The organism is Metabacillus schmidteae, from assembly GCF_903166545.1.
Taxonomy (GTDB): Bacteria; Bacillota; Bacilli; order Bacillales; family Bacillaceae; genus Metabacillus; species Metabacillus schmidteae.
In genome coordinates this window covers 2,703,717-2,717,829 of sequence record NZ_CAESCH010000001.1, presented here as the reverse complement: position 1 = coordinate 2,717,829, position 14,113 = coordinate 2,703,717, and the positions used below count along the sequence as shown (strand labels likewise).

Sequence of the window (14,113 nt, the reverse complement as noted above, 5' to 3'; positions counted from 1 at the left end):
CAATTCTTCTTCAAAATAAAACGTATTTGGATATTCTTTTAATGTATACGAATATCTCTTCATATTAGCAACGTAACTACTGTTGCTAATGGTCACAATTTCCTTAGTAGCCTTAATACAAACCTTCTCATTAATTTCAAATTTATTTTGTTTATTTTTCACAAGTTACCAACTTTCTTTATAGGGGTTAGTATTAGTATCTCACAAAATGGGGTTTTTTAGGTCAGTTAGAGAAAAATATTTTACTAATTTAAAGGTAAGAATGAAGGAAGACATACTAAGTGCTAAATTGATTAGTAAACCAAAAGATCATAAAACAGGCAATATTAATATTTCGAGTAAAAACATTATTACGTAAAATATAAATTTGACGTAATAATGTGTATAATTTATAATGGTAGTATAGAAAAATCGTCTTGAGGTGTTTTTATGGCTACGGAATCACAGCAACAGCATTATAAAAAATTACAAGTTCTACTTAAAGAATTACCTTGGTATGTTGAAGAATACATTGATCATAAACGCAGAAAACTTTCTGCGGCATCATTACTTAATTATTGCCATGATTATAAAATTTTCTTTAATTGGATCATGTCAGAGCAACTTTACTCTGGTAATATAAAAAATATCCCATTAGACCTTCTCGAAACATTAACAGTTCAGCAAGTTGAAGGCTTTTTATATGTATTACAGTACGAACTACATAACAAAGAAATAACCGTTAATCGCAAATTATCAGCTTTAAAGTCCCTATTTAACTACTTGCAAAACATTGCTGAAACGCGTGATCTTAAGCCTTATATACAAAGAAATGTTATGGCAAAAATTGAGTTTAATGAGCTTAAAGACAGCATGGAAACGATCGCAAACAAAATTGAAGGGAAAATTCTTCTCGGAGATGAATATGAAAACTTCCGCAGGTTCATTGCTCATGATTATGGTGAGCTAAATAAGGAAAATAAAAAGTTATTTAACTTTTATAAACTCAACCAGGAACGCGATACAGCTATTGTTTCATTAATTTTAGGCTCAGGTCTCCGTCTATCTGAGGTTGTGAACCTTGATCTTGACGACATTGATTTCAGCAAGTTTACAGCACGTGTTATTCGTAAAGGAAATAAAGAGCAATTCGTTTTCTTCAGTAAAATTGCCATGGATGATCTTCAGGTATACTTAAAAATAAGAGAAAATCGCTATAAAGTCGAGAAAAACAATAAAGCATTATTTGTAGCAGCACCAATGGGTCCAAAAGGAAAATCAAGACGCTTAACAGCAAGATCAATCGAAAAACTAATTGAAAAATATGCTGCAGCATTCGGAAAACCATCATTATCTGTACACAAATTAAGGCATTCATTTGCAACAAGGTATCATTCTGAAATCAATGATGTGCCAAAGTTAAGAAGACAACTGGGACATTCATCGATTCAAACGACGATGATTTATACGCATATACGAAATGATGATTTAAAAAGTGCTGTAGATCGTATGGATATGCCGAAGGATCAGATAGAGTAAATTCCTGGTCCCTCGGCATAATTTTATTTTCTAGTTTACATAATATGTATTATACGAAGTTAGATTAAAATGATATATTCTGTCTCAAAAACCTAGATTACTTGTGATATTGAGACAGAATAAAATTTTGAGAAGTTCCTTTTGCCAACTTGCAGATAAACTTTTAGTCACTACCGCAAGTATTTCAACAAGCATTAGAATGATTGCTCACGGTATCTTGAAGTTACACAAAATTATTCCCAAAATACCTCAGGAAACTATGATAGTGATTTATATATCTTCCTTACCTTCTTGCAAAATCATGAGCAGTTATCTAATTCAGATGATCGCCCCCTGCCTTGTTCTCCGCTTTATTCAATATCAAAACTACTCCTAAAAAAACGATGAGAGTCCTCTCTCTCATCGATTTGTTGTCTTATTACTTTTATTATTCCTTCTGTCGTCGTAATTCTCGTTTTGAAAAAAGCCAAAACATTTTCGGTTTCTAAAACTATTTTCACAGGTGTTCTCCCACTTAATACCTCGTCACAATAAAAGTCTTGATATTCGTTTGCCTCCATAATAATCCCCCCAAAAAAATAGTAATGTAAGGAGGTTTTTCATTATACTCTTTTTAGGATTTATTGATTACGCCAATTTGTTTATTACTTACTGTCCCTCTTCATGGGAGGCAGCTAGCAAGTAATTCTCCGAGTCATTTATCTGTTGAGAAAGCTGATTCTTTTTTGGCTTCTTGTACCTTTTGGGTACTAAGCACAAAACTTCCGATTGCTGCAACGCTACAAACATATGGGAGTATAGAATATCCCCAATTAGATATGACAAAACCTCCAATTATTGAACCTAAGGTAATACCAATATACAGAGCCGTATTATTCCACGCCATTACAATTCCTCGTTCTTTTGGATATTCCACAGATAATCGTGCTTGGTATGATGTAAATCCTGCATACCCAACTAAAGCCCAAATAAAAAGAAAGAAATAAACCCAATCACCAGTTGAGAAGAATATCCCTAGACAAATAAGTATTAGAATTAAGAAAATTAGCGTAGCCTTTGAAATTTTCATTTCTCCAAATTTATCTGTTAATTGCCCGCTTGTAAGGCTCCCTAAAACAGCACCGACACCATAAAAAGTTACAGCTAATGCGATTTCTGATGATGAGAATTTATTTTCGGAGTAAAGAGCTGCTCCTAAATAAACATAAAGGGTATACATTGAAATCGCCCAAATGGTAGTTACACTTACAGAACAGAGTACTCTTAACAGATTTCCTTCTAATCGGTTTCTTGTTAAATCAATTTTAGGAGAAGATTCCCATGTTTTAAAATTCACTACCGCCAATATGGCTCCTATGATTGCCATTACAACAAATATTGAGCGCCATCCAAGAAAATTCTCTAATATCGTACCTAATGGCGCTCCTGCCCAAAGAGCCGTCAAGTGTCCTGAGACAATAATCGAAAGCCATATTCCTCTTCGATTTGGTGGTGCAATATCTCCAATGATTGCGTATATCAAAGGGGTGATTGAAGCAACAGATAAACCAGCTAAAATACGGCTAATAATCATCCATAAAAAGGAAGGAGAAAATGCTGTTAGCGTATTAGAAATAGCGAACAGCAATAAGCCAAATGTAATCAATGTTCTCCTTCCTTTTTTATCTGAAAGCCAACCGAAGATAGGAGCCGATAAAGCATATGTAACTGCAAAAACAGTGATCATCCATCCAGTGGTCGATGCACTTACTTTATATGCTTCCGAAATAAACGGTAATAATGGAGATACCACAAATAAATCAGTACCCATTAGAAACAAAGTTATCCAACCAACGCTTAAACTTATCCTCCCTTGCAACTTCATATAATCCCCCATATAAAAAGTATTTTTTCATATATATTCTCTAGGGGGCATAAAAATCATAAAAAGGACTTAATGTGTGTTTTATTTGAATTATTGTGAGATTCAGTCTTTCCACTTTTAAGTATAATTGAATCTATAAATAATACTCATACGAAAAGCATTTATAAAATTACATATACCGCTTTATAAGTCATCCTTAATACTGCATAGATTCAACAATTTTGATTAAATCCCCGGCTTTGAATTTCTTACTTAGACTCTTCTTATTACCGATTGCTACTGTGTATTGCAATCCATCTTTCTGAAACCTCATCTCATATCCTAAATCAAATTCTCCTCTGTATATAGCTCTTGTTCCATCATCCAAAGTATAGAACTTATCGGTTTTACCTTTACATTTATCTAAATCGACACTAATTGGAGAAACAGTTATTTTAAGAAAACCATTTATACTCTCAATTCTATAATATATTGATAATTCTTTGTCATTAATCGATCCATGGCAGCCAGTGATTTCGAACGGAAATTTACTCGGTACTAATATATTTTTATTGAATTTCTTTTCATATTCTTTAACTACTTTTGCTTCTTCCATAAATGGGTTTGTACCATCATGAATAACTCTTAATTTTCATTTTCTATAGACCCACAATAAAAAAAGATAAAATATTTTCATCATTAATTAGGTCCTGCTGAATCTTTTTTAACATAATTTCGCGTTGCTCAGGAATTTTCAAGTCTCTTAAACGATATTTATTTTCAAATCCCACTCGTATATAACAGCTCCTTTTAAATTAGCTTATGACTTGTTTGAAACTACATTTCCCCTATATTTTGATTATTTTTCAAAAAAACCCATTTTACAATCTTTAATGGGTACTTAAAAAAGATTATAATTAAATAGTTAATGTCAACATTATTGGAGGCTAAAATGGATATTAAGATAATTAATAATGGTTCATTTAACATAGAAACAACTACTGCACTTGGTCAATACATCGAATTCCTAAGAAAAGAATTAATAAACACGGGACAACAATATGGATTAAATAGTCGAGAAGCACTCGAAGTAAGCCAAGAACTGGACAAGTATCTTTCTGTTTGTCAAAGATGTTGTCCAAAGGGTATATGCAATTAAAAACAAAGAAAAGTTCAAATAATACAATAAATAAGCACTCCTCACTGTTACAGAAAAGCTCTATTTTGTCGAAGATCATAAAATATAAACGATCATTTGTTCAGCAGACTCTCCTTTTAGTTCAATTAGAATTTAAGTAGTCTAAAACAATATCTACTCTTTCATTAACTGAATGATCTCCTTCAATTTTTAATATTGGACAAGATAAAGCTGCTATCCAATCCTCATGTAAAGCTTTACTTCTAACTTCCATTACAACACTATCATATAAAGAAGCCCACTCTAAAAATGCTTTCGATTGTTCATATTTGCTACCACCAGGTAAAATGTGAATTTTATTTTTCATGATTCCTCCACCCTTAATTATTTTTAGTGTCATACAATTTCCTATTTGACCATCACTGCTAATTCGATAGTTAAAGTTCATTCTTCTCAATTTACGCGGTTTACGAAATAAAATTTTGAATAAATTATCTGTATGTACTTGATAATAAAAACGACTATTACCAGTAAAGGAATGTTGCTCATGCTTAACAAAAATGTAACTAAAGGACTTATGTATAGTACAGTTTTATCAACAATCTTAAGTATAATCGGAATAACATTAACTATTTATCATCACACAAAAGTTAAAGAATTAATAATAAACTCAAATAAAACAGGTAAATCAGAATAACCATCACTCAAATGTTAGTTGTTTCACACTTTAGATCCAGAATAAATTCTACAATAAGATATCAATTAACCCTTTTTGTAATACCATTTTTATCAATACTATTTCTTTAAATTGATTCGAGGTAAACCATGAAACAACAATTTGAAAAAAACACTCTAAGACTATTATTGGTCTTTGGAATAATGATGTTATTAAATCTAATGAGGAAACCTCCCACAAAAGACTGGATGTTAGTTTTTCTATTTAAAGGTTATATCGCTTCCATTCTTGATAAGTTAGCAGTTACTAAAGGTAAAATTGTTTACCCTATAAATTTATTTAAATGGTTTGACATTAGCTTTATTTTTGACTATTTACTTTTCCCAGTAGTATGTGTTTACTATAACCAAGCTACTAAGACATCGAATATTTTTGGAATAATAGCAAAGTCATTTTTGTTTAGTGTCCCAATGAGCTTAGTCGAATATTATTTTGAGACACGCACAAGCCTAATTAAATTTAAAAAGGGTTGGAATATTTATTTAAGCTTTATATCACTGACTTTGACTTTTATTTTTTCTCGAACATATATTGCACTAGTTAGAAAAGCTGATAATAGTCGTATTCCAAAGAATAACGATTAATTTTATTATCAGTTTTTTTATTTACTTACATTTTATTGGGATTATTCAAGAAAGCACTTCGTTTGCAGAAGATCGCTCATTAAGATTTGTTAGTTGACTTACTATTAAATATCTCCTCATATTACAAAATTGGAGTAAGAAAAGCTTCATTATTTCCAATAATACTAGTACATTTAATCCTTAAGCATTCTCACTCCCCCTTTTTATTTCCTGTTGTAAAGCATCATTTTGTTGATTTAGTTTAGTAATCCGCGATTAAAAGTTGGTGTAAAGGGTAGTATACCTCTATAAAATATAATGAGGTGATGGAAATGTCTAACATGATGAAACAAGAAGAAATAGAAACATTAAGAGAGTTAATCAAAGACGTAGACACGGCCATGCTGACTACGGTAACTGAAGAAGGGCTTATTTCTCGGCCTATGAAAACACAAGAAGTAGAGTTTGATGGTGATTTATGGTTTTTCACTAAAAAAGAGACTAATAAGTATGAAGAAATTTTACATGATCATGATGTTAATGTGGCTTATGCAGGTAAGTCCTATGTCTCGGTCCGTGGAAGAGCGGAAATCGTTGAGGATTTAGAGAAGAAAAAGGAATTGTGGAGCCAAACATATGAGAAAATTATGCAAGCTTCTTATGATGATCCTAACGTTGTCTTGATTAAGGTAAAAGCGGTAGCAGCCGAATATTGGGAAACAGGCAATTTCACGAAGAAAATCGCTTTTTTCTATAAGCGCATGACAGGTCAAAGTTCTAGATCGGCTGATATTAATGAAACGATTGAACTGAATAAATAAATGCAAAATGGGTTGTCTGAATAAAGGACAACCCATTTGCTATGTGAGTTATTATCATCCCTTTCACACTCAGAGATAATATTTATTGTTTTATTACACTTTTCCTAAATAGCTTCTTGTATTATTTTGGATAACTATTTTTCCATTTTCACTGTATTTCTCAAATAAATTCGATAATGCAGCAATGAAGGGGGTATATTCCTTGTCGATCTTTTTTGGTGAATAGGAAGCGGATAAGTACCTACCCAAAAATCCATTAAAATCAATTTGCAAGTCATTTCGAAAGTTTTTATAATCATACTTTCCATCTTTGAAAAACTGCTGATATACATCTGGAGTTTCCTCTATTCCACCACTAAAACCTTTAAAATTTGGACAGTACTTTTGGCAAACTTCAGCACTTTCCTTGTTTAAATCGCTCGAACCATCCCTGCTATTCCATACAAGGGCCACTTTCCCATCCTGTTTTAAAATCCGTTGGCATTCTAATCTGAACTTCTTTTTGTTAAACCAATGAAATGCCTGTGCAACCGTAACTAAATCTAAACTATTATTATTTATTGTAGTGTTTTCTGCCGTTGCCTTAATCGAGATAAAACGGGAAAACCGCTTCAACGATTGTTCCGCTACGGTTCTCATATCATCATTTGGTTCCACACCGATTACAGTAAATCCCCTTTCAATGAATTGCCTGCTTAATATTCCAGTTCCCGAGCCAATATCAGCAATCATACACTCCTCATTTAATTTAGCTTTAGTGATTAAATATTCAATATATTCATCGGGGTAATTAGGACGGTATTTTGCATACACCTCAGCTTTGTCTGTGAATTTATCCGTTGATTTCATAAAATCACCCTCTCCATATTTTAAATTACTTAATCCTAATACCATATTATTCTTTTTTAGGGATAATCAACAGCCTAGACGCTTATACTCCTTCCAAAGAGGATTTATGTTGAAGAAAAATTGTACTTAAAACAAACTTAAAAAGAACATTAAGTATTTACCAACTTTTTCCCCCTTTCCCCTGTCTCCCTATTGTCTCTTATGCATCTATAGAATTATAATGAGGAATGGATTATTAGTTAAAAGGAGTTTATTCATGAACAAAGAAAATAAGACATTCCGAATGGTCCTATTAGGGATGCTTGCTTCCATTATCATTATTCAAACGACAATCCCATTTTTAGGATATATCCCAATTGGACCGCTTAGCTTAACGATTATTCAGGTTACGGTCATAATTGCCGCAATCGTCCTCGGAACGAAAGAAGGAGCCATTGTTGGGGGCATATGGGGAATGATCACGTTCATCAGGGCATTTGTCGCACCGACAAGCATAATTGCACCAATTGTTTTCACGAATCCGCTTATATCCGTTTTGCCTCGGATTTTAATTGGAGTGGTTGCTGCATATGTATTTCATCAAGTACTCAGCAGAAAGCTCAATGAAACAGTAAGAATGAGTATAGCAGGTGTGCTGGGATCTTTCACAAATACTGTATTAGTGCTTGGATTCATTTATTTATTTTATCGGGAACCATATGCGAACTTTTTGAAGATGGACTTGGAGCAGCTCTTACCTGCGCTGCTGACGATTGTAGCAACTAATGGAATTACTGAAGCAGTACTTGCAGGTGTGTTGACGCCAATTATTTCCAAACCTTTATTAAAATTGAGAAAAAAATAGCCCCCTAGCCTACTAAAGCTGTCGAAAACGTATTTGTTTTAAGTTTTTCGGCAGTCTTTTATTTCGGCTGTTATCAAAAGAGAGAAAAACTATCCACTAATAAGGTACTGCTCTTAAGTTGACATATCGAAAAAAACCGATATATAATTTATCCTATGGAACCAATCGATGTTTTTAAGGCGTTATCAAACAAAACTAGACTTAACATTTTACAGTGGTTGAAGGAACCAGAGAAGCATTTTCCTAAACAAGGTGCTCACCTGCCAAAGGAGGTAAGTTATAAAGGAGGAGTATGTGTAGGAGACATTCAAGAGAAAGCCGAAGCTTCTCAATCTACGATATCTCACTACTTAAATATGATGCAGAAGGCTGGTCTTCTTGAATCTGTTCGTTATGGTCAGTGGACGTACTATCGAAGAAACGAAGAAGCCATTCGTCAGTTTGCTGAATATCTTAAAACAGAAATCTGAGTTGGTTGATTTCTGTTTTTTTACGAAATAATATATCGATTATTCTAGATATTTAAAAATAAAGAAATTAGGAGGGATTCCTTTAATGCGTTACATCACATATATATTAGCGCTACTAGCAGGTGCAGCACTTAGCTTTGAAGGAGCTATCTATGCTGAACTAGGAAAATCAATTGGACAAATAGAAACAAGCTTTTATAACTTCTTTATGGGTTCTATCATCATGGGGCTATTGTGGCTCTTTTTTGGAAAAGGGAAACTTTCCTATATAGTTGAAGCACCTAAATGGACATTACTTGGAGGTGTCCTTGGTGTTGTTTACTTAACCTCTATTGTTGTAAGTGTACCATTCGTTGGTGTTGGCATAACAATGGTGGCTGTAATTATTGGGCAATTAGTAATGAGTATGGTTATTGAACATTTCGGATGGCTTGGCAGTAAGAAAACCAGGATTAATAAAGAAAATATTTTTGCAGTTATTTCAATGATTATCGCACTTATATTAATAAACTAGGAGGTCTGTAATTATGGGTCTATTAATGATTTTATTCACGTTAATTGGCGGCATCACATTAAGCGCACAATCATCAATCAATGGTACATTTAGTCGAAAAGCAGGAACAATTGAAACAACATTTTTAACCTTTCTTACCGGAACAATGTTTCTTATCATTTTCATTTTGTTTTTTGGCAGTGGAAATGTGCTTGCATTGTTAGAAGTACCTAAATGGCAATTGAGCGCTGCATTTTTGGGAACTATGTATTTACTTCTAACTGTCGTAGCAGTTCCAAGAATTGGAGTTATCGCTACTAATATTGCTGGTATAGCTGGTCAACTTGTGATTGGTTTGATTATTGATCATTTTGGATGGTTCAATAGTTTAGTTATAGAATTAGATATGAAACGTACTTTCGCATTACTATTTATGATTATTTCTCTATATTTAATCTATCAAGGAAATAAACGCTCGAGTGAAGAAACCCAAGTACAAAATACTTAATAAAATAAACTAAAATGAAAAATAGAGCCCTCTCACTACCGAGACGGGCTCTATTTTTCATTTTCAACCGAGAGTTGAAGTTTTTCAATTGAAGTTAATAAGAACCATCTAACTAACATATAATAAAGAAACCTCGCTGATTGGCGAGCCAGTTGCACTTATACTTTGTACTTAAAAATTGGCCACTACGTTGAAAGCTCCCCCACTGCCAATTTATATTTTCTAAACGAAAAAAAAGACACCAATTGTGTCGTCATTAATGATTATTTTATGATCTTACATAACTCAAGAAAATAGGATTTATCTTGTATTAATCAAGGAAGCTAAGTTCGACTCCCTTTCAGTTTTGCAAAGATTACGAACGCTTTCCAGTGCCACCTACATCTCTTGTTACATCTTTTCTTTCATCTTTTGTCATTTTTAGCACCTCGCTTATTTTGTTAAACATATCTTGTCCACGTTTAGGAGGCGATATACATGAACATGCGAAAAAAGAATAATGCAGAACATACTAAAGTTGTGTATATGGACTTAGACGACAATCACACAACCGAAACAGAAGGTACACCGAAAAATGATGGATATGTATATGTTAAAGTAGGGTTTAAAAGGGAGAATTTTGAAAAGATACAGTCCTATACAACATATGCCAATGTGGAAGCTAAAATGGATAAAATAAATATTGAGTATACCCCGGAAGATTTCATCAAGGGTGCAACCATGTATTTTATCGATTCCATGCTGGATAACATTGATGCTCATAAACCTAAAGAAATAACCAGGAAATTGTATGAATCACTTCCTGAGTTTCTTCCCTTTTTAAATGAAGCAGCCAAACAACTGGGAAATACTCCAAGGAAAAATGTCGAACCGCTTATTAATTATCATGACGGCTTGATTAAAAATAACATGAAGAAAATAATGAAAGAACGAAAAATGACGCAAAAAGAACTTTCAGAAATGACAGGCATCGATAAAAGTAATTTATCCATTTATATGAATAATAAATCACAACCTTCTATAGAATTCTTTCTTAGAATTTGGCATGCCCTAGATTACCCGCCCCTCAACGAAATCTTATATAGAGAAAAATCTGGTGATGATTAATCTTTTTTTTTGCATTATGGTTGAAAATTTTTAACTTTTATTAAAAATTTTCAAAAAAGCGTCATAAGACACGCACTTAACTCAATATTCTATATCATAACTGCCTAAGGGAGTGGTTTTAAATAGAAAGTGGAATAGGATTTATTTGGTAGCTAGGTCTTCTATTCTGCGATAACAAAATGAAAGTCGCATGAGGGTTTGCTTGTTCTGCCTCTCATAAAGGAGGTGCGACTGATGGACATGAGTACAGCAATGTTTATGATAGCATTAGTAACGTTAATCGTCCTATTAATCGAAAAAATAAAAGAGTAATCCACCCTGTTGTTTGGCGACAAAGGTGAGTTACTCTCAAGCATAAAACCTTATTACTTCCAATCGCTTACTTTGTGAATCGCAATTGTATAGATAACCGTCGTGTTGGCGCACTACGGTTATTTTTTATTATATGTGTTTGTTAAATAAATATTCTTTTCACTATTTCCTTACACATATTGAAAGCTAAGATCAAGGTACTTATATATCCCTTTCCCTCATTACTACACCTGACGAAACATTGACAGTTGAGTAACTCATATCCAAATACCTCTCTTTTTAGGTATGGTTAACTAAGAAATTTTAAAATAGCGAACTAATCTCGATTATTAAGTACTAGTGTGTTTTGTAGATAATTTAATTTCCCCATATTCCCTGGTTCTCCATAAGATAAAGAATGAGAAAACTACAAGTGCTAGACAAATCCAATAAACATGACGAAACCCCGCAAACTGTGCAATGAAACCTCCGCTGAGACTCCCTATTAACCTTCCTATGATTGAACCGTTGTAATAGATGGTTGTTGCAAGCCCCGGTGAATCAGGCAGCAGATCTGTGAAATAACTTAGTCCATTGCCCATGATTATTGCCACAAACGTTGCCTGCAGAAGTTGAGCTGCGATCAGTTGCCATGAATGGGCTGATACACTTAAGATTATGAAATAGATAACAGCAATACAGCATCCGTAAATCATTAGGGTATGGTTCGATACCTTTTTACCAAGTGAACCTAGGACAAGCATAATAGGAATTTCCAAACCAGCACAAACACTAACCACCAATCCAACCTCTGTATGTGTGCCCTGAAGATCGTTCACAATAAATAACGGAGTAATTACCCCATTAATAGCATTGACCATAAACAGAAAAATAAAGGCGATAAATGGCTGCCTGATCTGCCTGTCTTTAAGTGTATAGGAACCTGATTTTTTCTGTTTTTTTATATCGCTTGGGGCTGTACTTCGTTTTTGTAGAAATAGAAATACAAGAGATGCAATTATAAGATAAATAACAGATGTGCCCAAAAAAAGCCCCTTGTATCCAATAACAGCCAAAATTAATGTCCCACATAGTGGTCCTATCAGAAATCCCAGAGATACCAGTGTACGTAAGGTTGACATTGCAAATGTTTTATCATCGGATTTGCTTACATCTGCCGATTCCTTTGCATATGCGTACATTTGCGGCATTGCAGCAGCACCCAATCCATTAAAAAAGGTGACTACAATCAGTAGAATAAAATAGTTATGAAATACTAAATACGAAGCATACCCTAAAGAAGAGGAAAGCATGGCTGTAATAATAATCCACTTTCGGTCCATTCCGTTATCCGAACGTTTTGCAATGAAGGAGTTGACCAATACGCCGCTTAATGAACTCACTGCCATAAAAATACCAACTGCCCCAGCGCTTATTCCAAAATCTTCTGTTAAAAACAAAGATAAATAAGGCAATGTAATAGAAATTCCTATGCCGACAAGTAGCATACAAATGATGAATAAACTATACCCTTTGATTGAAAACAGATTTTTAAATCGTTTATACACCTATTCGACCTCCTTACAAATTACAAATATTCACATATTGACATATTCACAGTAGCATAGGTCAATCTTCCTTTTGCATGTGGATATCATGGAATCATACCGATCTTTTCTCTTTACAAAAGAAAGGCAGCTCCTTCACCTCCTCGCGGTACTAGTGGTAAAATTGATTCTGCTCCGAAACAAACCATGTCCACCCATTTCTCTCAATTGTTTGTAACGCTTTCATTATTATGCAACAGACTAAGACACGACTGATATCACAATAGTATCAAATGATTGCCTAATCCTCTCACACCCCCTTCCTCAACAAACGAATATACATTAGAATAGAACTAGCAGAAATAAAGAAACAAGGAGGATTTTATGACTGATACAATCTATAAAAATCAGGTTGAGCTTGCCAAAATATTAGAGAAATATTCAGAACATGATGGTGCTCATGTAACAACGATTCCGTCTTTATTTTTTCTGCGCCGTTCCAATGTTACTGATTTAAGTCACAGCGTTTATAATCCATGCATATGCATTATTGTTCAGGGTGCAAAGGAGCTTTTCCTTGCACAGGAGTGCTTTAGATACGGTCCTAGTGATTATCTTTTAGCATCAGTTAATCTCCCTGTTTCAGGACAAGTGACGGAGGCCTCTCCTGACGTTCCGTACTTGGCGCTCAAACTTGAATTCACACCAAGTCAAATACTAGAAGTAATACGCGAATTTAAAATTCAAGGGATAAAAAAAGAAAATGCTAAGCGTGGTATGTATGTGAGCCCAATCGATTCATCGATGTTAGACGCGGTATTGAGGTTAACGAGTTTGCTAGAAAATCCTGACGATATTCCTATACTTGCACCATTATATATGAAGGAAATTCTCTATAGGGTTTTGCAAGGTCCGCATGGGCGTTCGGTGGAACAAATCGCAATTGAAGGAAGCTCTACCTATCTTATTAGAGACGTTATCGAACAGATTATTAATAACTATGATCGCTCTATTCGAATAGAGGATCTTGCACAAAAAGCAAATATGAGTGTTTCTACGCTACATCGTCATTTTAAGGTGGTAACCGCTATGAGCCCAATTCAATTTCAAAAACAACTAAGATTACAAAAAGCGAGGCAATTGTTATTTACTGAGTCAAAAGATGCCGCAGATGTCGCATTCACAGTAGGTTATGAAAGTCCCTCGCAATTCAGCCGTGAATATTCCCGAATGTTTGGTTTACCGCCAATTGAAGATATTAACCGCTTAAAAGCAACTTATATATAAAAAAGTGCCTTAATCATCTCCAGATTAAGGCACTTTATAAATTCTGAAAGTTTTCTTTATTATTTGAATTCCTCTCTTATAACCCTGTATTTGATTCT

The 14,113-nt window shown here is 33.9% G+C and carries 15 protein-coding genes and 2 pseudogenes; 11 read left to right on the top strand and 6 right to left on the bottom strand.

Features of this window, described 5'->3' with window-relative positions:
* Positions 1-429: 429 nt before the first annotated feature.
* Together xerS and HWV59_RS27530 are read left to right on the top strand one after the other, a co-directional pair.
* A complete protein-coding gene (xerS, locus tag HWV59_RS13015; protein ID WP_175639058.1) occupies positions 430-1,518 on the top strand; it encodes a tyrosine recombinase XerS in 1,089 nt (362 codons plus the stop codon).
* Between the two features lie 222 nt (positions 1,519-1,740).
* Positions 1,741-1,905, top strand: a pseudogene (locus tag HWV59_RS27530) (hypothetical protein); the annotation flags it as partial.
* Here the strand turns inward: HWV59_RS27530 and HWV59_RS26925 are convergent.
* The 3 genes from HWV59_RS26925 to HWV59_RS13000 all read right to left on the bottom strand — a co-directional run bounded on the left by HWV59_RS26925 (position 1,869) and on the right by HWV59_RS13000 (position 3,977).
* Positions 1,869-2,078, bottom strand: a complete 210-nt coding sequence (locus tag HWV59_RS26925) for a hypothetical protein (protein WP_217708499.1) — start codon at positions 2,076-2,078, stop codon at positions 1,869-1,871. The pseudogene HWV59_RS27530 and the gene HWV59_RS26925 overlap by 37 nt on opposite strands.
* Positions 2,079-2,212: 134 nt before the next feature.
* Complete coding sequence (locus HWV59_RS13005; RefSeq protein WP_175639057.1) at positions 2,213-3,382, bottom strand: MFS transporter; 1,170 nt, start codon at positions 3,380-3,382, stop codon at positions 2,213-2,215.
* A 196-nt stretch (positions 3,383-3,578) separates the two neighbouring features.
* Complete coding sequence (locus HWV59_RS13000) at positions 3,579-3,977, bottom strand: hypothetical protein (protein ID WP_175639056.1); 399 nt, start codon at positions 3,975-3,977, stop codon at positions 3,579-3,581.
* Between the two features lie 336 nt (positions 3,978-4,313).
* Here HWV59_RS13000 and HWV59_RS12995 point away from each other — a divergent pair, with 336 nt between their 5' ends.
* The gene (locus tag HWV59_RS12995) at positions 4,314-4,520 is read left to right on the top strand and encodes an aspartyl-phosphate phosphatase Spo0E family protein (protein ID WP_102231466.1); all 207 of its coding nucleotides are present in this window, start codon (positions 4,314-4,316) and stop codon (positions 4,518-4,520) included.
* Between the two features lie 121 nt (positions 4,521-4,641).
* On the opposite strand, the pseudogene HWV59_RS12990 reads toward HWV59_RS12995, so the two are convergent.
* Positions 4,642-4,848 (bottom strand): annotated as a pseudogene (locus HWV59_RS12990) (hypothetical protein); the annotation flags it as partial.
* A gap of 476 nt (positions 4,849-5,324) precedes the next feature.
* Between HWV59_RS12990 and HWV59_RS12985 the strand changes: the two are divergent.
* Positions 5,325-5,819, top strand: coding sequence for a CBO0543 family protein (locus HWV59_RS12985; protein ID WP_175639055.1), 495 nt, complete (start codon positions 5,325-5,327; stop codon positions 5,817-5,819).
* Between the two features lie 311 nt (positions 5,820-6,130).
* A complete protein-coding gene (locus HWV59_RS12980; protein WP_102231468.1) occupies positions 6,131-6,619 on the top strand; it encodes a pyridoxamine 5'-phosphate oxidase family protein in 489 nt (162 codons plus the stop codon).
* Positions 6,620-6,712: 93 nt separating this feature from the next.
* On the opposite strand, the gene HWV59_RS12975 is transcribed toward HWV59_RS12980, so the two are convergent.
* Complete coding sequence (locus tag HWV59_RS12975; RefSeq protein WP_175640054.1) at positions 6,713-7,468, bottom strand: class I SAM-dependent methyltransferase; 756 nt, start codon at positions 7,466-7,468, stop codon at positions 6,713-6,715.
* A gap of 256 nt (positions 7,469-7,724) precedes the next feature.
* On the opposite strand from HWV59_RS12975, the gene HWV59_RS12970 reads away from it, so the two are divergent.
* The 5 genes from HWV59_RS12970 to HWV59_RS12950 all read left to right on the top strand — a co-directional run bounded on the left by HWV59_RS12970 (position 7,725) and on the right by HWV59_RS12950 (position 10,890).
* Entirely contained in the window at positions 7,725-8,312 is a 588-nt protein-coding gene (locus HWV59_RS12970) for an ECF transporter S component (protein ID WP_175639054.1), read from the top strand.
* A 155-nt stretch (positions 8,313-8,467) separates the two neighbouring features.
* On the top strand, positions 8,468-8,782 hold the full coding sequence (locus HWV59_RS12965; RefSeq protein ID WP_102231471.1) for an ArsR/SmtB family transcription factor: 315 nt from the start codon (positions 8,468-8,470) through the stop codon (positions 8,780-8,782).
* 85 nt (positions 8,783-8,867) lie between these two features.
* On the top strand, positions 8,868-9,296 hold the full coding sequence (locus tag HWV59_RS12960; RefSeq protein WP_102231472.1) for a DMT family transporter: 429 nt from the start codon (positions 8,868-8,870) through the stop codon (positions 9,294-9,296).
* A 13-nt stretch (positions 9,297-9,309) separates the two neighbouring features.
* On the top strand, positions 9,310-9,783 hold the full coding sequence (locus HWV59_RS12955; RefSeq protein WP_175639053.1) for a DMT family transporter: 474 nt from the start codon (positions 9,310-9,312) through the stop codon (positions 9,781-9,783).
* Between the two features lie 477 nt (positions 9,784-10,260).
* Positions 10,261-10,890: a helix-turn-helix domain-containing protein gene (locus HWV59_RS12950; protein ID WP_102231474.1), complete on the top strand. Its 630-nt coding sequence runs from the start codon at positions 10,261-10,263 to the stop codon at positions 10,888-10,890.
* A gap of 641 nt (positions 10,891-11,531) precedes the next feature.
* Here HWV59_RS12950 and HWV59_RS12945 read toward each other — a convergent pair.
* Positions 11,532-12,749, bottom strand: coding sequence for a sugar efflux transporter (locus HWV59_RS12945; protein WP_102231475.1), 1,218 nt, complete (start codon positions 12,747-12,749; stop codon positions 11,532-11,534).
* 363 nt (positions 12,750-13,112) lie between these two features.
* On the opposite strand from HWV59_RS12945, the gene HWV59_RS12940 reads away from it, so the two are divergent.
* Complete coding sequence (locus tag HWV59_RS12940; protein ID WP_175639052.1) at positions 13,113-14,015, top strand: AraC family transcriptional regulator; 903 nt, start codon at positions 13,113-13,115, stop codon at positions 14,013-14,015.
* Positions 14,016-14,113 lie beyond the last annotated feature (98 nt).